19 protein-coding genes are annotated in these 19,370 nt (G+C 61.2%); all 19 read right to left on the bottom strand.

The annotated features are described in order from the left end of the window. Positions 1–258 precede the first annotated feature (258 nt). Positions 259–1,311, bottom strand: coding sequence for a type VI secretion system baseplate subunit TssG (tssG, locus tag ENGE1_RS13575; protein ID WP_048253985.1), 1,053 nt, complete (start codon positions 1,309–1,311; stop codon positions 259–261). After that, positions 1,308–3,188, bottom strand: a complete 1,881-nt coding sequence (gene tssF / locus ENGE1_RS13580) for a type VI secretion system baseplate subunit TssF (protein WP_048253986.1) — start codon at positions 3,186–3,188, stop codon at positions 1,308–1,310. Before tssF ends, tssG begins: the two co-directional genes overlap by 4 nt. Positions 3,189–3,194: 6 nt before the next feature. After that, the gene (tssE, locus tag ENGE1_RS13585; protein WP_043081705.1) at positions 3,195–3,758 is read right to left on the bottom strand and encodes a type VI secretion system baseplate subunit TssE; all 564 of its coding nucleotides are present in this window, start codon (positions 3,756–3,758) and stop codon (positions 3,195–3,197) included. Further along, positions 3,755–4,534 (bottom strand): type VI secretion system accessory protein TagJ, encoded by a 780-nt coding sequence (locus tag ENGE1_RS13590; RefSeq protein ID WP_048253987.1) that lies wholly within the window; start codon positions 4,532–4,534, stop codon positions 3,755–3,757. Before ENGE1_RS13590 ends, tssE begins: the two co-directional genes overlap by 4 nt. Before the next feature lie 9 nt (positions 4,535–4,543). After that, entirely contained in the window at positions 4,544–5,539 is a 996-nt protein-coding gene (locus ENGE1_RS13595) for a hypothetical protein (RefSeq protein WP_048253988.1), read from the bottom strand. A gap of 13 nt (positions 5,540–5,552) precedes the next feature. Further along, on the bottom strand, positions 5,553–6,347 hold the full coding sequence (locus ENGE1_RS13600) for a PP2C family protein-serine/threonine phosphatase (protein ID WP_043081702.1): 795 nt from the start codon (positions 6,345–6,347) through the stop codon (positions 5,553–5,555). Continuing rightward, the gene (tagH, locus tag ENGE1_RS13605) at positions 6,347–8,227 is read right to left on the bottom strand and encodes a type VI secretion system-associated FHA domain protein TagH (protein WP_064360636.1); all 1,881 of its coding nucleotides are present in this window, start codon (positions 8,225–8,227) and stop codon (positions 6,347–6,349) included. Before tagH ends, ENGE1_RS13600 begins: the two co-directional genes overlap by 1 nt. Positions 8,228–8,350: 123 nt before the next feature. After that, positions 8,351–8,761, bottom strand: coding sequence for a hypothetical protein (locus ENGE1_RS28460; protein WP_139625850.1), 411 nt, complete (start codon positions 8,759–8,761; stop codon positions 8,351–8,353). A gap of 106 nt (positions 8,762–8,867) precedes the next feature. Continuing rightward, positions 8,868–9,272: a putative T6SS immunity periplasmic lipoprotein gene (locus ENGE1_RS28465; RefSeq protein WP_144244708.1), complete on the bottom strand. Its 405-nt coding sequence runs from the start codon at positions 9,270–9,272 to the stop codon at positions 8,868–8,870. After that, a complete protein-coding gene (locus tag ENGE1_RS13610) occupies positions 9,269–9,805 on the bottom strand; it encodes a hypothetical protein (protein ID WP_048253990.1) in 537 nt (178 codons plus the stop codon). The genes ENGE1_RS28465 and ENGE1_RS13610 overlap by 4 nt, the downstream gene beginning before the upstream one ends. Positions 9,806–9,869: 64 nt before the next feature. Beyond that, a complete protein-coding gene (locus ENGE1_RS13615) occupies positions 9,870–10,352 on the bottom strand; it encodes an Hcp family type VI secretion system effector (RefSeq protein ID WP_043081699.1) in 483 nt (160 codons plus the stop codon). Between the two features lie 249 nt (positions 10,353–10,601). Then, positions 10,602–10,967, bottom strand: a complete 366-nt coding sequence (locus ENGE1_RS13620) for a T6SS amidase immunity protein Tai4 family protein (protein ID WP_306725735.1) — start codon at positions 10,965–10,967, stop codon at positions 10,602–10,604. Between the two features lie 100 nt (positions 10,968–11,067). Then, positions 11,068–11,445, bottom strand: a complete 378-nt coding sequence (locus tag ENGE1_RS26975; RefSeq protein WP_307653996.1) for a T6SS effector amidase Tae4 family protein — start codon at positions 11,443–11,445, stop codon at positions 11,068–11,070. Continuing rightward, positions 11,445–11,837, bottom strand: a complete 393-nt coding sequence (locus ENGE1_RS13625) for a Rap1a/Tai family immunity protein (protein WP_048253992.1) — start codon at positions 11,835–11,837, stop codon at positions 11,445–11,447. Before ENGE1_RS13625 ends, ENGE1_RS26975 begins: the two co-directional genes overlap by 1 nt. 51 nt (positions 11,838–11,888) lie before the next feature. Beyond that, on the bottom strand, positions 11,889–13,388 hold the full coding sequence (tssC, locus tag ENGE1_RS13630) for a type VI secretion system contractile sheath large subunit (protein WP_048253993.1): 1,500 nt from the start codon (positions 13,386–13,388) through the stop codon (positions 11,889–11,891). A gap of 2 nt (positions 13,389–13,390) precedes the next feature. Beyond that, the gene (tssB, locus tag ENGE1_RS13635; RefSeq protein WP_043081696.1) at positions 13,391–13,915 is read right to left on the bottom strand and encodes a type VI secretion system contractile sheath small subunit; all 525 of its coding nucleotides are present in this window, start codon (positions 13,913–13,915) and stop codon (positions 13,391–13,393) included. A 75-nt stretch (positions 13,916–13,990) separates the two neighbouring features. Next, complete coding sequence (gene tssA, locus ENGE1_RS13640; protein WP_048253994.1) at positions 13,991–15,004, bottom strand: type VI secretion system protein TssA; 1,014 nt, start codon at positions 15,002–15,004, stop codon at positions 13,991–13,993. Positions 15,005–15,015: 11 nt separating this feature from the next. Beyond that, positions 15,016–15,723, bottom strand: a complete 708-nt coding sequence (tagF, locus tag ENGE1_RS13645) for a type VI secretion system-associated protein TagF (RefSeq protein ID WP_048253995.1) — start codon at positions 15,721–15,723, stop codon at positions 15,016–15,018. Positions 15,724–15,740: 17 nt separating this feature from the next. Beyond that, on the bottom strand, positions 15,741–19,367 hold the full coding sequence (gene tssM / locus ENGE1_RS13650; protein WP_048253996.1) for a type VI secretion system membrane subunit TssM: 3,627 nt from the start codon (positions 19,365–19,367) through the stop codon (positions 15,741–15,743). Between the last annotated feature and the right edge of the window lie 3 nt (positions 19,368–19,370).

Raw genomic sequence — 19,370 nt, forward strand, 5'->3', positions numbered from 1 at the left:
CCGGCTCCCGGCAACAAAAATCGCCGCTACGCGGAACCTCAGATTATGGCGACTGGCTTTTCGGGTACGGCTCGACTCGACATCCTGTCTCGTTTCGCCTCAGCCCGCGTCCCTGCGGGCTGCCCCGGCCATTCGCCATAATCTGAGGCGATTTTAAGCCGGACTCAAACACCCTCAGAACACTTACCCATTGAGCTAAAAATCTATCGTGCCGTAGGCCCGGCAAACGCAGTGCCGCCGGGCAAAATCCGCCGCCGCCTACTCCCGCGCCGGCTCCCCCCCAAACACCAGATCCCCGCGCGGCTCAGCCTTCGGCTGCAGGCCGAGCCAGGCGCTGTAGCCCAGCCGACCGCGGCCCTGCAGCGAGGCGGCGGGCACCTCGTCGGCGCGCAGTAGCAGGCGGATCTCCCACTGATATTCGATGCCCAGATACTGGCGCACCCAGTCGCGCAGGGCGGTGACCTGCGGCTGGTCGGGCAGAAAGCGGTCGTACTCGTCGGCAGCAAGCGGGCCGAGTTCGAGGCAGAACTTGTGCTGCACGTCGCGCACCGCGACGCCGAGAAAGCCGGAGACGCCGAGCCGGGGATTGCGCCGCCCGGCGCCGAGCCGGGCGCGATCGCGCTCGCTGAGCGGCATCCACTGCGGCACGTTGCCGACCACCCGCACCGGTACGCGGAAGTAGTGGCGGAGAATTTTCTCCAGCCCTTCCGGATCGCGGCCGTGGCGGGTGAGGTGCCCGGCGTGGGTAAAGCGGGCGTGGGCGCCGAGGCCGCCCTTCTCCATCTGTCCCGGCTGCCCCATGCCGATCAGCGACGCCAGGTAGTGGTTAAAGCGCTGGTTATCTTTGCGGTCCAGCGACACCGTCGGCTGGGCGTCGGCCCAGGCGCGGTAGAACAGCAGCGTCAGGCGGTGGTGAAACAGGTCGGCAAAGGCGCTGAAGCTGGGATCCTGGTGGTGGTGCAGCCGCTCGCGGGCGTATTCGGTCAGGTGCACCGGCAGCGGGCCGTTGGGACCGAACAGGCCGAAACTTAAAATCGACACGTCGTGCAGCTGGCTGTTTTCCCGCCGGCTGGCGGAGGCCAGGGTCGAGGGCGCGAAGGCCATCGACGGCGTCTGCCCGATGCGCAGCGCCTCAAACTTCGGCAGCGGCGCGCGCCCCAGCGGGTAGCGCTCGCCGCCCAGCGCGTCGAGGCGGCGCAGGAGCTGAAACAGATCGTACTGCCAGGGCGCGGCCATTACGCCCTGCCAGAAGGATTCGGGCAGCGGCGTCAGGCGGTGGATGGTGGCGGTCGGGGTGGCGGCGTCGCTCATATCAGCGCCCTTTTACCCATTCGCGGGCCCCAGTAGCCAATCTCGCCCCGCTGCAGGCTGTTGAGCGTAAATTCAGTGAAGCTGTTGAGCGACACCAGGCGGGCAAAGACCCGCTCCAGCACGCTGCCGAACAGCCACGGGCTGGCGCCGGAGAAGGCGCGCTCGTCGACGGTCAGGGTAATGCCGATACCGCGGGCGAAGACGATCGGCCCCGGCTCCGGCACCCGGCGATGCACCGGCTCCAGCACGCAGCTGCGCACGCCCTCTATCTGGCGGGCGACGGCGGTCTCCGCCAGCCCGGTATACAGCCCCAGCAGCTGGCGCAGCGCCGCCGCGCCCTCGCCGCTGTCGCCGTCCATCAGGCTCAGGTAGTTCATCTGCAGGTGGCTTATCAGCCGCCAGGTGCTCAGCCCCTCCGCCAGCGCCGGGCGCGGCGGGGTCGGCCCCTTGCGCATGCTCAGCGTTTTCACCGGCAGCGAGTCAGGCAGGACAAACTGCCCCAGCTCCTGCTGCAGCATCAGCGGCAGGTCGCGGCTGGTGCACAGCACCTCGGCGGCGATGTAATTCAGCTCCTGCTGCCAGGGCGCGTGCTGCTCGTCCACCAGCGAGATAAAGACTTCGGAGCCGACGTAGCCAGTGCGGGTGCCGTAGCGCAGAGCGTGTTCGGAGAGCACCCGCTGCTCGCGGCGCAGGGAGAAGTAGGCCCCGTAGTCGCCGGCGTCGCCGGCGTCGCCGCTCCAGGAGCTCCAGAACGGGCGGAACTCGCGCAGGTCGCGCTGGCCGTCGGCGCTGCCGTGAACTTTGCCTACCGAGTAAATTTCGTAATCCAGCGGGCGGATGTTATCGACCACCAGATGGTATTCATGCTGGCCGTCGCCGAGCTTCTGGCGGGCGGCCACTTTTGGAAACAGGTTGATCACCGGCGTGCAGTGCAGCGCAAAGTGGCCGGCGTCCACCACCTGCTCCAGGCGGTCATCGGCCTTGTCGAGCAGGATGATGATGTCGAAAGCGCGCTCGCTGCCGCACTGCGCCACCAGCTTTTTCAGGCCGCTGACGCTGACGAAGCGAAAGCGCGCCGGGAAGGCGAAGTACTCGTGCAGCAGGCGGTAGCCGTCGAAGTTGCGCAGATCTTCCGGGAGCAGCGCCTGGTCGGCGGTAAAACCCTCCTGGCGCAGCGCCTCTTCGCCGAGCACCGCGCGCCGCGGGTCGCCGCCGACGCTCTGGCAGACGGTGCCGACCTGGTGGGCCATCACCAGCTCCAGCAGGCGCAGGGCCTCGATGTCCGGACCGCTGAAGAAGAACTCCAGCCGGTCGAAGTCGAGGTGGCCGAGGTTCTCCGCCCCGGCGCAGGCCACGCGGATGCGCAGGGCGCTGGCGGCGCCGTGCTGGCTGAGGCCGAGGGCCGACAGCGGCAGATCCGCCGGGATGCCGCCCAGCTCCGCTTTCTCAATGCGCAGCGGCAGCAGGTTAACGTCGTGGGCGGTGGTATAGCTGCAGGTGACGCCGTTCTTCTTCAGCAGCTGGCTGTCCATCATGGTGCCGCGCGGCACCAGAAAGCCTTTACTCAGATCGCCCTTGTTGGTATCCGGCTCCAGCTCGGCAATCGCCATTGACGGCGTCGGCGCCAGGTAATTAGGGGCGATCATCTCCAGCAGCCGCTGGGAGAAGCGCGGAAACTCGGCGTCCATCTTCAGCTGCACGCGGGAAGTCAGGAAGGCGAAGCCCTCCATCATCCGTTCTACGTAAGGGTCTGCGACCTCAATGCCGCGCATCCCCAGCCGCCCGGCGACTTTGGGATAGCGCTCGGCAAATTCGGCGCCCATCTCGCGCAGGTAGGCCAGTTCCCGGTTGTAGTAGTCGAGCAGTTTGCCTTCCATCGTCGCTTACCCCGCGTCTTTCAGTTCAAAGTGGCCGTTTTCCAGATCCACGTCGGTGCGGAACAGGAACTCCAACGGGTACGGCACGCACCACAAGCGGCCCTTGATCTCGATGGAGAGCACGTTGTGCAGATCCAGCGAGCGGGTATCGGAGATGCAGCGCACCTGCAGGCCCTGGGGCAGAATGCGCGGCTCGAAGTTGATAATCGCCTCCGTCAGCTTGCGCTGGATATCCTGCCATTCGATGTCCGACATCCGCTTGCCGGCCAGCGGCGCGACGCCGAAGTTGATTACCGAGCGCCGGACCTGGTGGAGAGATTCCAGCGCCAGCGGATCGTCGTGATTAATGGTATTGAACAGCCACTGCAGATCGCGCAGCACGTGGCGGCGCAGGGTGCTGTGGGCAATCAGATTGCTGTTAACCGGCTCCTGCTTCTTGTGCGGCTGATTATCGGTCAGGCGATCGAGCAGCGAGGGCTGCATTTTGTCGCGCGCCCCCACCTTGTCCTGCTGCCTGCGCGACTGCCAGCCGGTGCGCAGCGCGTCGCCGTCCCGCTGTGGTTTATTCATGCAAAGGTCACCGTCTCCAGCGCCAGAATGGGGTACTCGTCGTCATCGTTGAGCCACACCTTCTGCCCCTGCCCCTGATAGAGCGCGCCGTCGTCGTCCAGCGCCCGCCACTCGGTGGCGCGGCCCAGCATAAAGCGCTCTTCGGACTGGGCTTCCAGCGGATAGCGGGCCGGGATCTGGCATACCTGCTCGCTGCCGTCGGTCAGGCGCACCAGCGCGTGCCGCCATACCAGGTCGGTAACGCTGGCGGGAGCCTGAAAGCGAATTTCGGCGATAGCGGCAAACGGCACCCAGAAGTAGCGGCCGTTAACGAGTGTTTCACATACCGGGCCGAGCCGGGCATCGCCGTCCATCAGCCAGGCGAAATCGCCGCCGGGCGTCAGAGTCCCGGGATTGGCATCAGCCTGTTCCAGGGCGGCGAGACGCAGCGAATCGGCCTGCGCCGGAGCGCCGAGGGCCGCGGCCAGATCGGCAAGCCACGGCCACTGGCCCTGCGGCATCTGCGGTAACTGACGTCCGGCCAGCACCTCTTCACGCTGCAGTTCGCCCTGCAGGGTCTGCTCAAGCAGGGTCACGGTCGGCGCCGCCTGGGGCTTGAGCGCCAGCCAGCTCTTCAGCTGGGTCAGAGCGCGGCTCCAGTTGCCGCTCAGGCAGAGAAACTGCACGAACGCCGCCCGCAGGTCGGCATCCGCCGGGCGGGCCTTGATGTCATTTTCCAGCCGCGCCAGCGCGGCGGCGACGCTCTCGCCGCCCAACTGCTGATAGAGAGTGTTCATCAGTGCTCCTTAGTTGGCCGCGCGCCAGGCGCGGGCCGCCGGGTTGCTCAGGCGCGGCAGCAGGCCGTCAATCAGCACCACGCTCAGGTGCGCCTGCGCCGGTAGCCAGGGCGCCCAGGCTTTGCGGGCCGCCTCCACTTTTGCCTGCACCTGCGCCGGATCGGCGGCCTGCTCGCGGGAGATCTCCACCGCCAGAGTACCGTCCATTTTCCAGCTGCTCTGGTCAGCGTCGTAGGGCAGGATTATCCAGCTCTGCCCGGCCTCTTCGGCGCCGAGCACCATGCGCTGGTTATTGACGGCGGTGATCAGCAGTTTGTTCGGATCGGCGCCGTCGCCGAGGCCGGTGACCGGGAAGCCGTGGACGAAGGTGACGGTTTGCTGGCGATCTTCGCCGCCGACCTGGCGGGTTAGCGTGGTTTTGCCGCTCAGCCAGCCGCCCTTCTCGCAGTCGCCGGAGCTGCCCGCCGGGATAAACAGCGCCGGGGTGCCGGCGCTCTCCTGCCAGAAGGTGCGCAGGCGGCAGCCGTCCATCAGGGTGAACTCCTGCCACGGCGTGCGGTCCGCGATTGGCGAACGCGCCTCGATGTTATCTTCCGGTGCCAGCAGGCCCGCCGGAACGGCCGTCTGGCTGGCCGCCGTCGCCGGCTGGTCGGCGGCGACTTTCACCGCCCATTTGTCGCTTTTCGCCGCCGTGCCGTGGGCGATCTGCGCATTGCTGCCGTCCACCAGCGACCAGTTCATCTGTTTAAGACGGCTGCACTGGTGTTCGAGCAGGGCGCCGACGCGCGGCAGAAAGTTATTCAGCACTTTGGCACTTTTGCTGCCGCCGGTGACGATGCGCAGGGAGAGTTCGCTATCGCACCAGTCCTGGGCGGTGTTGCCTTTGACGTTATCGAGCCACACGTCCAGCTTCTGGGACGGCGACTGTACGATGCGGAAATTGTCGGCCTGCGCGGCGCCAGCGGCAGCGAGCAGCATCGCCATTACGGTTAACCTGAGTTTCATAGAAGTCCTTGTGTCAGTCCCGCAGGGGAAAAAACTGCGCGGCATCGGAGAGCGTGTGCAGGAGCGTTGCCTCTTCCGGGCTCCCCATCCATACCGCCACGGCGCTGTAGTTGTCCTGCGACCCCTGCGCGCCCTGGTTCTTTTTTTGAATAATCTGGTTCATCAGGGTCAGCCACTCGTGGGGCGTGTTGACCATCTGCAGGGCAGATTTCATCTGCTCTTCGCCAACGCAGTGCCAGAACCCGTCGGTGCAGAGCAGAAAGGCGTCGCCGTCTTCCACCGGCACCACATCACTGTAGCTGGCCTCCGGCCCCTCGCTGGCCATGCCGAGCGCCCTGTAGAGCAGGTTGCTGTTGATCTCGTCCGTCTGGTGCCCGGCGTCCTTCATCTGCTGGACCAGGCTGTGATCGGTGGTGACGTGGTACAGCCAGCCGCGGCGGAACAGATACAGGCGGCTGTCGCCCGCGTGCGCCCAATAGGCCAGCTTATAATCGCGGTCGATAAACAGGCTGACGAGGGTGGTGCCCATCCGGTGATAATCCGGCGTCGCCTGCTGCTCGCTGATGATGGCCCGGTTGGCCTCGCGCACGTAATCGCGGATGCTCTGCGCGTTGAGGTGGTTGTCACCGTCGAAGCGGGTGAGGATCGCGTTGCGCGCCAGCTCGGCGGCCACATCCCCGCCGGGCAGTCCGGCAACGCCGTCGCAGACCACAAAACAAGCGGAGCGATCGCCGACGGTTTCGCCGGTCTGATCCTGGTTACTGGCGCGCGTTCCCTGGCGGGAAAGTGATGCCGTTGTAATATCCATTATTCTTCCGAGCCGCTCTGGGAGTCTTTGTACTGGTTCACTTCCATGTCGTAGGCGTAGAGGAATGCTTCGCCAAACAGCGTATGGAAATCGTCTTCAATCTCGCCGGCGGTTTCGCCGTAGGTGCGCACGAAGTAGTCCCACAGCGCGGCCTTGCGGGTGGCGGAGAGCGACAGACGCGAGGTCACGCCGTCGCGCTTCGCCTCCTCCTCCAGCTGCTCCGGGTTAAAGGATTGCAGCATGGCGGCGATGATCGCCCGGATCCCCGAGATCATCCCCAGCTGGTGGGCCTGCAGGTCGATCAGCGCATCGCGCACCGATTTTTTCGGCGGCATAAAGCCCGGCATCCGCGCGCCGAACATCTGCATCAGCACGGTTTTGCCGGACGGCAGCAGTTTGAACGGGTTGTTGGCGTCGTCGAGCACCATCGTCATGTCGGCCTTGACCCCGCGCTTTAGGATCGAGCGCGAGGAGAGCAGCGCCACGGTGCCCTGGGAGAACATGCTCATCATCTGGCCGAGCTGGCGCATGTTTTCGCGGTCGAACTGCGGCACCGGCTGCATGTCGCCGAGGCCCATGCCCTCCAGCAGGGCCTCCAGCAGTTCGCCCTGCAGCACGTCGCCGCTGGCGGGCTGCTGCGGATCGGCGGCCGATCCGCTGTTCTGCACCGGATCGATGCGCAGGCGGCCCTTCGGCGTCTGCGCGGCCTGACGGACCACCGTCTGCGGCGTCGGCAGGGTGATGCCGGAGAGATCGTCGCTCTCCGGCGGCGTCTGAGGCTGCTGGGGCGCTGATTGGGTTGGCTCAGCGGACTTTGGCGGTGCCGGTTCGGGCTGCGGCGACGGCTCGACGGCCTGCGGCGGCTCCATAAACAGCGGCGAGGTCAGCTCCGGATCGGGCTCCTCCTGCCGCGCGGGATCAGGCTCGGGCTGACGCACGGGCTCAGTCGCAGCCTGCCTGGCAGGCGCCTGCGGCGCGGGCTCTTCGTAGGCGTCCACCGGCGTCAGCGGCGCGCCGCCCATCAGCCCCAGCGGATCGTCGCTGCGGGCCGCCTTTGCGCCCTCGCCGCCGCCGAACAGCGCCAGCGGATCCAGCTCGTCCTGCGACGCTTCTGCCGCGGGCGCGGGCTTAGCGGGCGCCCCGTCGGGCTGTACCAGCGCGGTGGGCGTCACGTCAGCAAAGATGCTCTCTTTATTGAACGGCGTCTCTTCGGCAAACAGGCGGTCGGTGTCGACGCCCTTCTGCGCGAACAGTGGTTCGCTGTCGTTAAACATCGCCAGCGGATCTTCCGGATTGCGCTCCGCAGGCTGCGGGGCCTCAAACGGATCGTGTTCCTCCGCGGCGGGCTGCGGCTTCGCCGCCCGGCCGGTGGAGATGCTGTCGGAGATGGAGAACTCCTGCCTCAGGCTGTCCCAGATCTCCGACGGCACGGCGGTCGGCGTCGCGTCTGACGCTTCCGCTGTTGGAGCAGCGGCGGGCGGCGCCGGTGCGGCCGGTGCAGCGGGCTGTGGGCGGGCAACAGGCTGCGCGGCGGCGGCCATGCGGCTCACCGGCTGGGTGTCCAGCACCAGATCGCTGACTTCGATACGGTATTCGTCGATGGTGAGGATATCGCCGTCCTGCAGCTCTACCTGACGGCCGTGCTCCAGCGGGATATCGTTCAGCACCACTTTGGTGACGTTACCGCGGTTGGTTATCCGGCATTCGCCGCTGGCATCAACGTGAACGATGGCCTGCAGCCGGGAGATCGCGCGGTCGGCGTCCGGCAGCACCAGATTGTTATCGGTGCCGCGTCCGATAGTGCCGCCAGGGGGATAAAAGTCACAGCTGCTTTGCGGCGGCTGCTGACCGGCCTTGCTCGAAATAATCGTGAATCGCATAGCGTATTCCTGCTGGTATGATTGGCGCTCAAACGTTGCCGCTCTCGGGGAAAGCGGCGGCGTTTGAGGGGAGAGTTATATACAATTGAAAGCATTCAGAAGGATCAATATCGAAAATATAATTCATTGATTAGGATGAAGCTTAGCTATCAGATATAAAATACACAGCAATAAAAAGAAAAATAATGAAGCCCATATCAGGTAACGATACGTTTTCACCCAAGAGAGTTCATAAACAGATAAAATATACTGTGATGCTTCAGGTGCCATCCAACGTCTCTTTGTTCTTTTAATCTTTTTTCTTTTAACCAGCATAATAATGAATTGAGCACGGTGCATAAAGAACAATGAACCAGGCTGAAAATAATACATCAACTCATCTCTATCAATAAATCCTTTGCGATACAATGAATAAAAAACAGCAAAAGATTCTGCATCATACTTTTTATAAATGCGATTCTGCAAAAAATATATCACTCCCATTCCTAAAAAGACAAACAAACCAAAAAATATATAAAATGTTGAGTATGACATAAAAACAGCCCCAGATTAAAATCATGCTACGTTAAGGCGCTGAAAGGTATTCACACTCGTGAGTTTAAAAACAATTAGTTAGGTGATTAGCGCCTCAACATCTCCACTATTCAGCTTTATTAATTACTAGCTGTTTATTTTTATTTTTTGTGATTATAAATCTGGTTGCATAACGCTGGGATTTATTCGCGCCCTCTGCTTTTAGTGAAACATCGTATTCACCCTCTTGCCAAACTATTCCTGACCATGCATAGCATTCTCCTGCCTGAAGCGTTTGCATCTTTCCTGATACTCCGGGAGATGAAATTGTTTCCCATTTTCCCGCCCGGTTATGCATTACTGTTGGTGTATAGATTTTTACAGGAGCTGTTAATGATGTGTTTGTAGGAAAAATAAAGCAGGGTGCATTATCTCTTATACCTACATCTAATGATTTATATTGAGCAGGATGTGAAACACATCCATTAATCAACAACGCTGAGAAAGCAAACGGTAGAATTTTTTTTATCATAACCAAACTCGCTTATCCTTAGGGTTTCTTAGAAAATCTTCCAGCGTTTTTTTGTACTTCTCTTTCAAGTCAGGTCCGATTATACCTTTAAAGCCAGTAATATTAACAAAGTCGCCTAAGCCAAAGTTAACCAAAAAGAAATAATCAGACACTATTGATGCCTGCTGCTCCATCCCAAAATCTGCAAGCTTTTTATCGGAAGGTAGCGAATACTCATAACTGGCAGCCCAACTAAAAGCGCCTCGAGTACGAACATTCATCCCCACCTGATGCTGAAGCACGTGAACCATTTCATGTATAAACCAGTGCTTATATCTTGGCACTTCAGTTGAGAAGTCATCTCTATAATGAGGATCGCGATAATATATCTCTCCATTCGGCGTCATTGCCACATCGGCTGACTGCATATTAAACGGTAAATAACTATCATTGTGAACTTTAACTTCATAATATTTAATAGCATCGCGAAAAACTGTTCTCGCTAAGGAGATCTCTCCAACTGTTAATAATCTCGAGCTTCCTTCTGGTAACATTTTTTATATCCTCAAATACTTTTTAGTAGATCGGGGATAACTCCCCGATCCTGAAGAGAATAAATTACGCTTCTTTATTCTCTTTAATGTTCCAGCCAGCGGTGCTTTCAGCGCCTTTACCGCCCTGAGAAGTCTGCTCCCAGTACTGCTGCTTCACTTTCGATGCCTGGAAGGCGTAGGTCACGCCAACGGTGTCGCCGTTGTCGGCACCGGTGTACTGCACGGAGGTCACCAGCACGTCATCCAGGGTGATGCGTGCGTACTCAACCTGCTGGCCGCCGGCCTTGCAGATGGAGACTTCAACTTTGGTCAGGTGCTTACCGCTGGCGCAGTGCTTGAGGATAGCGGTGGTGGATTTGTCGATCAGCGCGTTGATGTGCAGGTCGTTAAAGTTCACTTTACCTGCGCCGCCGCCGCCGCCTACGCTCATATTACCCGGCTGGGATGCGCCCCAGGAGAAGGAGGTAATATCAGTCCAGCCAGTGTGGTGGGAATCTTTAGATTCACCAGTCACACCTTCGACTTTCAGAAACATATCAATAGCCATAGTATTTACTCTTCGTTGTTTAAAATGAACGCTTTCGAAAAAGCATTTATATGGCAAACAGGAAAGCATGGGGCTGAATAAAACAGTCCATATTTTACCTCTGCCTCGGAAACTGAATTGCGGTTAACAATTCAGGATTCTTGAATAACGCGGTGCCGGGTGCCCGGCGGCACTGCGTTTGCCGGGCCTACAAGTTCTCAGAAACCGTAGGTCGGGTAAGCGTAGCGCCACCCGACAATAAAGGCGGCGCTACTGCGAATAGAGATGCTGAATATCACGACTCTGTGCGATAAGCGTACATTTCAGTACGTTATACGAGTAATGCGTAGAGCCGGTCAGCGGCTCTTTTAAGCCTTTATCAATCGCCGCATCGGCCTTCTCAAATACCTCAACCGGCAGCGAGCTGACTTCAAGCCACGCTGCGGCGCTGGCATTAGCATCGGATACCAGCGCTTTATCGGCAGTAATTTTTCCGATACAGCGATTTTCTACCCAGTGGGTGAAGATTTGTTGCTGCGTAAAAGAGGACGTCTCAGGCAGCACTTTAGCGGCGGCCGAGAGTGATACTATCATCAGCATAAAAATATAATAGCGATGAATTATTTTAGCTCCCAAAACCAAATTTCTTTACAGTCAACATAACAGTGTGAATTACATTGAATCATGTTGTCGCCCATTGGCTCTAATAAATCAATATGCCCGCCATTGTAATCTGTTATTTTATTGAAAAAACAACACCTTTCCTGTTTCTCAGCTTCTCGCCAGCCTGACGTATATCAGTGTATACTTCAGCCGCGCCAAACACATTCTTCTTATAAAGCTGATCGGCAAGAAGCTTTGCTCCCGGCTCAATTTTTTTACCTTTGTATGGACCAGATTTTATCGATAGTCGCCCCTGAAAATTGACATCACATTTTAATAGGGCCAAACTCATGCGCACTGCACATGTGTTAACATATCCAGGATTAGATTTTATCAGCGCACTTGCGTCATAACCTATTTCATTATAAAGCGTATCACGAGGCACATAGTCAACACGATCTTCATTAGAGGTGTAATGATACTTTTTTAATTGTGCATAGAGAGGTTTCATTATTTACTCCCTTTGGAACAAGGTAAATCCAGCATTAGTGCTTTTTTTATCAAAGCAGCGGCAGGTTCTTTTTTTTGTTCGTCAGACAGTTTACTGAAGTAGCTATAAATACTTTCCCTCAATGACCCCGGTAATGCCACTTTATAACTGCACCACGAACTCCCCTCCGTCGCATCCATCACGCCCATCAGATACATATTTGCCTTCAGCCGCTCTTGCCCATCGTCTTTTGACAGCCAGGCGTGGAGAAACTTCTCTCCGCTGATTTGGATATCGTTTCGGCTAAGGCTGTTCGGATCGCGCAGCAGGTTTGAACCTTCGTCCACGGCTATGGCGCTGGCGGAAAGTGTCATTGCGGCGGCCGCAAATAGCGTTGCAGGTAGTAGCTTCATCGTTCCTCCTTGCCGTGAAGAGTGCCGGGACAAACGTCCCGGCGTCTGACGTTAACCCTCTTTCGTCTTCAGCGACGGCAGCTTCGAAACCAGGCGCAGGGAGACGGTCAGGCCCTCCAGCTGGTAGTGCGGGCGCAGGAAGAACTTGGCGGTGTAGTAGCCGGGGTTGTCTTCAATCTCGGCGACCTGCACTTCGGCGGCGGCCAGCGGCTTGCGGGCCTTGGTTTCCTGGGAGGAGTTGGCCGGGTCGCCGTCGACGTAGTTCATCACCCAGTCGTTGAGCCAGCGCTCCATGTCGTCGCGTTCGCGGAAGGAGCCGATTTTGTCGCGCACGATGCACTTCAGATAGTGGGCGAAGCGGCAGCAGGCGAACAGGTACGGCAGGCGCGCGGCGAGGCGGGCGTTGGCGGTGGCGTCAGCATCGTGGTATTCGGCCGGTTTCTGCAGCGACTGGGCGCCGATAAAGGCGGCAAAGTCGGAGTTTTTGCGGTGAATAAGCGGCATAAAGCCGTTTTTCGCCAGCTCGGCTTCGCGGCGGTCGCTGATGGCGATTTCGGTCGGGCACTTCATGTCCACGCCGCCGTCGTCGCTCGGGAAGGTGTGGTACGGCAGATTTTCCACCGCGCCGCCGGACTCGACGCCGCGAATGGAGGTGCACCAGCCGTACTCTTTGAACGAGCGGTTGATGTTGGCCGCCATCGCGTAGGCGGAGTTAGCCCAGGCGTAGTTGTTGTGGTCCGCGCCGTCGGTCTGCTCTTCAAAGTCGAAGCCGTCCACCGGGTTGGTGCGGATGCCGTACGGCAGGCGGGCGAGGAAGCGCGGCATTACCAGCCCCAGATAGCGGGCGTCTTCCGATTCGCGCAGCGAGCGCCAGGCGGCGTACTCGGTATTCTGGAAGATCTTGGTCAGATCGCGCGGGTTGGCCAGCTCCTGCCAGGTCTCCATCTGCATCACGCCCGGCGCGGTGCCGGTGATGAACGGGCAGTGGGCGGCGGAGCCGATGCGCGCCATTTCGCCCAGCAGCTCAACGTCCTGCGGGCCGTGGTCGAAGTAGTAGTCGCCGACGATGCAGCCAAACGGCTCGCCGCCGAACTGGCCGTACTCCTGCTCGTAAACCTTCTTGAAGATCGGGCTCTGGTCCCAACCGACGCCCTTAAAGCGCTTGAGGGTGCGGCCCAGCTCCTGCTTGGAGATGCTCATAAAGCGAATTTTGAGCATCTCGTCGGTTTCGCTGTTGTTCACCAGGTAGCTCAGGCCGCGCCAGGCGCTCTCCAGCTTCTGAAAATCATCGTGGTGGATGATCTGATTGACCTGGCGGGAGAGCTGCTCGTCAATGCCGGCGATCAGGTTCTGAATGGTGCGATAGGTGTCGTTAGAGAAGGTAACGGTATTCTCCAGCGCCTGCTGGGCGAGGGTTTTTACCGCGCTCTCTACGGCGCTGCGCGCCTGGTCGGTCTTCGGGCGGAACTCTTTGTTCAGCAGGGCGCTGAATTCGTCTTCGCTGAAGGCCTGGCCGGGCTGCTGCTCATGCTGTTGTCCTGGATTGCTCATGATTACTCCTCTTTGCCTTTGGCGCTGTCATCCTGGTTCGGGACCTGGCTCAGGGACTTGAGCAGCGTCGGATCCTGCAGAATTTTGGCGATCAGCTCTTCGGCGCCGTTTTTGCCGTCCATATAGGTCAGCAGGTTAGAGAGCTGGGTGCGGGCTTCCAGCAGCTTATTCAGCGGCTCGACTTTGCGGGCCACCGCGTCCGGCAGGAAGTCTTCCATGCTATCGAAGGTCAGATCGACGTTGAGCTTGCCTTCGCCGGTCAGGGTGTTGTCGACGTTAAAGGCCACCCGCGGCTTCAGCGCCTTCATGCGCTCGTCGAAGTTGTCGATGTCGATATCGAGGAACTTGCGTTCGTCCACCGGCGGCAGGTTGTCCACCGGCTTGCCGACCAGATCGGACATGACGCCCATGACGAAAGGCAGCTGGATTTTGCGTTCCGCGCCGTAAATCTCGACGTCGTACTCGATCTGCACGCGGGGCGCGCGGTTGCGCGCGATAAACTTCTGCCCACTCTTACTTATAGCCATGATGTTCTCCATCGTAGATGCGCGGTAAAGGTTGTGCGCCAGACGTTATGCCTGCCGCCGTAGCGTCTGGTCGCGTCAGTCGCGACGTCCAAAGATAGTTTCCAGCTGATGCACGCCGTCGGGGGCGAGATCGCGAATGATCTCCATGAAGTCCAGCTCGGCGAGCTTCTGCACCCGCTCGATCATCAGCGGCGCCGGGTGGCTGGGCTCGTAGCGGGCAAAATACTGCTTCGCCTTTTCGAGCATCAGCTGGGCGTCGGCGCGGGTCGTTACTTGGGCGTTGCGCCAGTCCACCGCCTGCGGCGCGGGCGCGGCGGCGGCGGCGGTTGTCGGTTCACTCACGGCACTCTCCTCGCCGGCGGGCTGGAAGGTTGAGAGATCGGTTATCTGGCAGGCGCTGGCCACCAGGCCGACGCTTTTCAGCAGCTGCTCCATCTCCGGGGCATTGCTTTCCCCGAGCTTATCCACCAGCAGATCGTAGATGGCCTGCAGCTGCTGGTGAATGGTGACAATCGCCTGAATGCCGGGCTGTTCCGCCCTCGCCAGTTCGTCAATCAGCCGCGAGCGGCCGCCGGGATAGTCGGGGCACTCGGTTTTGCTGCCGTCGAGCAGCGCCTGGGCGTCGCGCAGGCTCAGCTCGTCGCCGCTGCTGCGCAGCAGCAGGGCATTGCGCAGCGCGGTAGTGAGGGAGGATTTGTCCCCCAGCCCCGCGAGGGCGTTGATGCGGTAAAACGGATCTTCTTCGCCGTACTCTTCCAGCAGGGGATACAGCGGCTGCCACCAGAGCGTCAGCGCCTGGCGGATCAGCGTCACGCCGTCGGCGTAGCCCGCCAGGCCCCGGCGGCGGGTCCAGGCGTGGGTCAGGGAGACCATCACCCGCAGATCTTTGGTGCGGGCCAGCAGGTCCGAGGCCAGCTTCTCGACCTGCATCCAGTCGGCGGGCTCCGCCGGGATGATGGTGTCGCCAAACTGCTGCTCGGCTTTGCCCTGGCTCGCCTGCTCCATCGCCTGAAAGTCGGCGTCGTATTCAAGGTTGTCGCCGCACGGCTGTTCGTGGCTCACGGGCGTCAGAAATTCATCAATATTCATCGGTAGCCTGCTTATTCAAACATCGGCGGATAGAGGCCGTGGCGGCCGGGCCGCGCCCCGCCGGCGGGATCGAACAGCAGGGTAAACAGCTGTCCGGTCAGGTTGCCGCTGTGCACGTGGGTGTAGAGCGGATAGCCGTCGGCGCGGTTGGTCCACCAGAAGCTGGTCTGCCGCTGGGGATCGAAACAGTCGGCGGCCTGCTGCCAGCCCAGGGTGCTCTGGCCGTCGCCGTCGTAGCCGATCACGTCGAGGATCTCCGAGCGCTGCTCCGGCTCGCCGAGGCGCGGGGCCGGGATCGCCAGCAGGGCCGCGTCCAGCTGTTCGGCGGAGTAGCCGTTGCGCACCGCGTGCAGCAGCGTGCGGCCCACCTGCTCATACCACTCCCCTGCCCGGCTGAGGATCTGCGGCGACCACTCCAGCGGGTTAAATGCGAGCTGGACGCAGATCGGATACTGGCGGCCGACCCGGTCGCGGCCGGGGATCAGGCAGCCCATCTGCACCATCTGGCCGCTGAGCATCGGCGGCACGATAAAATTCCACACCGGAGCGCTGCTGAATTCACGCTCGCCGCTGCGCTGCTGCTCCTGCTGCCAGGCGAGCAGCCCTACCTGGAACCAGTGCGACCACTGGCGGACCAGGATGTCCGGGAAGCGGCGCTGTAAAAAATCACCGGTACTCGGCAGCTTGCCGTACCAGCCGGGCGAAGGGATGTTCGTCATTCGGCTTTCCTGGAGGGTTAAGGACATGAAAAATGCGGCAGCTGGAACGGGTTGCGAATGCTGTTCGGCGCAAACTCCAGCGTCACCTGATGGCCGTCAACGTTAAAGGTGGCCTGGCGGCTGAGGCTGCTGCTGCCGGGCGCGGTGCGTGCCTTGTCGAAGAAACGGTTGAGCGCCCAGGCGCCGCTGGTGGTCAGCGTGGAGGTGGTGCCGTCCGCCAGGCCCAGCTGCATGCGCACCTGGCTGGTGCCGCCCGGTCCCGGCCAGCTCATCATCTGCACCGCCTGCGGGCCGTGGCTGTAGCGCAGCTGCTGGCCGTCAACGTCGAGCGTCAGGTTAAGAATGCGGTTGTCCATGCTGATGGTGCGCACGCTCACCTTGAAGGCGGGCGACGTCGCGCCGTTGGCAAAGAAGGCATCGCGGATCGACTGCGCCTGCTGGAACGGGCGCAGCATGCTTTCGCTGCCCGGCAGCGTTTTGCCGTCGATGCCCGGCGTAAAGCGCCAGCTGCTCTGGGTGGTATCGACTTTGTTGGTCAGGTTATCGCGAAAGAAGGTGTCCATCATGCCGGTGCCGGGGGCAAACATGCGCGCCAGGTCGTCCGGAGTCACCTCGGTGCGCGCCCCGCGCACCAGCGGATAGCGGCCGGCGATGGCCTGGCGGCAGAAGCCGCCCACCTCAACGTTCAGCCGCTTGCGGATGTTGTTCAGGTCCCGCTGCTGGGTGTCGCTGCTGGCGCCGCTGGCCATTTTACTGAACATGGTCTGCAGTCCGCCCGGCAGGCGCCCGGCGCTGGCCTGCAGGCGGCTGATAGCGTCGCCGCCCGGCGGCTGCATGCCGCTGTTGGCCGCGTCCTGCACCGCCGTCAGATAGCGGTAAAGCTCGTCCACCTGCTTGAGGAAGTCATCGAAGACGATGGTCTTGCTGCCCTTCTCCAGCGGCTGCGCCAGTTCGATCAGCGGCGCAAAGTGGTCGGTCGCCTGCTGCTCCGGGGTCTGGGCGATGGCCCCGCCCTGGGGGGCGCGCTGTTCGCCGTTGCTGAACAGCGCCTCCAGCGTGCGGGTGGCGCGGTTGTCCGCCGGTTTCTCTTTTCCGCCATCCGCCTGCTCCGGCTCGGCGCGGCTCAGCGTCAGCACCTGGCTTAAGTTAATCACCAGCCGGCGCAGCGGCGAGCTGCTGCCGGAAATCAGCCGGGCGGTGTTGATCCGCGACGACAGATCGGCGCTGTTGTTAAGCTGGATATCCTGGATGTAGCTGTCCCAGCTGGCGATAAAGTCGCGCACGTAAAGCTGGCGCACGGCGTTATCGGTCTGCTGCTTGTCTTCCTGGGCGGTGGTGGCGCCCAGCACCCAGCTGTCGTCCTCGTGCAGGGCGGTGGTCACGCTGTCGATCTGCTTGTTGAAGACGTTCCAGTAGCCGTCCGGGGTGTAAAGCCCCGGCACGCCGTCGCTCACCGGCTTACCGCTTTTGCGCGAGAACACCAGCTCGCTCTGCGGGCCGCCGAGGGTCGCCAGCGACACCGGCTTCAGGTCATCGTCGTGCTCCAGCAGGCGCTTGAGGCGACCGTAGACGCGGGTCGAGAGCGGCTGCTGGTTAATCAGCGCCCGCTCGCGGGCGATCAGCGCATCGTCCTTAGCATAGGGCGACGACTGGATCTGCGGCTCCAGCAGGGCAATCAGGTGCCCCTCAAGCTGGCGCAGCTGCGCCTGGGTAACGTTCTGCGGCAGATTGCGCTGCAGGTTGAGCATCACCCAGGAGGTGAGGAACTTGCCGTCATACTTTTTCGGCAGGTAGAGCATCTGGTAGGCCTTCAGCGCCTCGTAGCTGTACTCCACGTCGCTGCCGTTGTCGTTGCGCAGCCAGGTGGTGATGCGCATCGCCACGTCCGGGAGCAGCATCTGGGTCAGCGCCTTCTGATACAGGGTCTGCGAGGCGTCGCTGACGTCATTGCCGCGGTACAGGCCCATGCGGCGGGTCAGCGGCGGCGCGTTGAGGTCAAAGTCGTCGCTCTTCGGCAGTGCCTGCAGGCCGTTGAGCAGCGGCAGCATGCTGAACAGGTCGCGCTGCGACGGATCCTGCAGGGCTTTACTCTGCTGCTCCAGCGGCGGCACTTTAGCGTCCACCTGCTGCAGATAGCTCTTGTTGTTGCCGTAGCTCACCAGCCACAGCCAGCCGAGCACCACCAGCAGCAGCGCCAGCAGCGCATAGCCGGACCAGATCACCGCCCGGCTGCGCAGCTCCCACCAGCGGTTCTGCCCGGCAATGCCCGCCTCCTGGAAGATGACGTTCTGCAGCAGGTTCTTGATAAAGTAGCTCTGGCCTTTGCCGCCGGGGATCGGCGCCTCTTTGCTGACCGCGTCCCAGCTGTCGCCTTCGGCGCCCTGGGGCAGCGACAGGGAGCGGTTCAGCTCGCCCATCACCCGGTCAAACGGCAGCCCCTCCTGGGTGCCGCTGGCGAAGTAGATGCCGCGCGGCGAGAATTCGGTTTCAAAGTTGGAGCGGGCAAAGACGGTGCTCAGGTAGTCCGCCAGCAGCGGCCTGAGGGCGGCGAACTCCTGCGGGAAAAGCCACGCCTCGGCGCGGGCCTTCGCGTCGTGCTCCTGGAGCATGGTGTCCCCCAGCCCGGCATCGAGGCGCTGCTGCAGCTGCGAGAACTCCTGGTGGAAGTTGCCCATCAGGTCAAAGCCCGCCAGCTTCGCCTGCTCCCACGGGAAGGTGAAGCCCCAGATCTGGTCCCGCTGCGCCTTGTCGTAGTCGGCAAACCACGCCCGGAAGCCCTTCAGCAGGTCCGCTTTAGTAACCAGCACATAAACCGGGAAGCGGATACCCAGCTGCTCGTGCAGTTCAGAGAGGCGCTGGCGCAGGTTTACCGCCTGCTGGCGGGAGGCCTCCGGCGACTGGGTCAGCAGGTCGGAAATACTGATGGTCACCACCACGCCGTTAATCGGCTGACGGCGGCGGTACTTGCGCAGCAGGCCGATAAACTTCAGCCATTCGCCCGCGTCCTGGGCCTGTTCGCTCTCCTGGGTAGTGTAGCGGCCGGCGGTATCCAGCAGCACCGCCTCGTTGGTGAACCACCAGTCGCAGTTGCGGGTGCCGCCGATGCCGCGCAGGGCGGTCTTGCCGAAGCGGTCCGCCAGCGGAAACTGCAGGCCGGAGTTGGCGAGCGCGGTAGTTTTCCCGGAGCCGGAGGCGCCGATAATCACGTACCACGGCAGCTGATAGAGGTACTGGGTGCTAAAGCGCTGGGTCCAGGCGCTGCTGCCCGCTTTGCTGAAGTGGGCCTTTTTCAGCACCTGCGCCGCCTCGTCAAAGCGTTCGGAAAGGATCTGATCCTCGCTGTTGAGGCGCGCCTGCGGGTCATTTTCGCCGGCGGCGCTCTTTTTCTTCTCCTGCTCCTGCAGGTTATCCATCAGCTTGCGGTTGAGCCAGGCGTTGTACAGCCGGGGCACGATGTGGCTCTGGGCCCAGAACAGGTAGACCACCGCGATGGTGATAATCCGGTTCTGGGTGGACTCCAGCGGCCGGGTATCAACGATGGAGAGCAGCGGGCCAATCATCCAGATAACGGAGGCCACGGCCGTGGCGCCGAGGAAGCCCCAGAGAATGCGGTTAGTCAGTATTGAAAGCAGAGTCGTCAGCATCCT

The organism is Pluralibacter gergoviae ATCC 33028 = NBRC 105706 (assembly GCF_001598855.1).
Lineage (GTDB): Bacteria > Pseudomonadota > Gammaproteobacteria > Enterobacterales > Enterobacteriaceae > Pluralibacter > Pluralibacter gergoviae.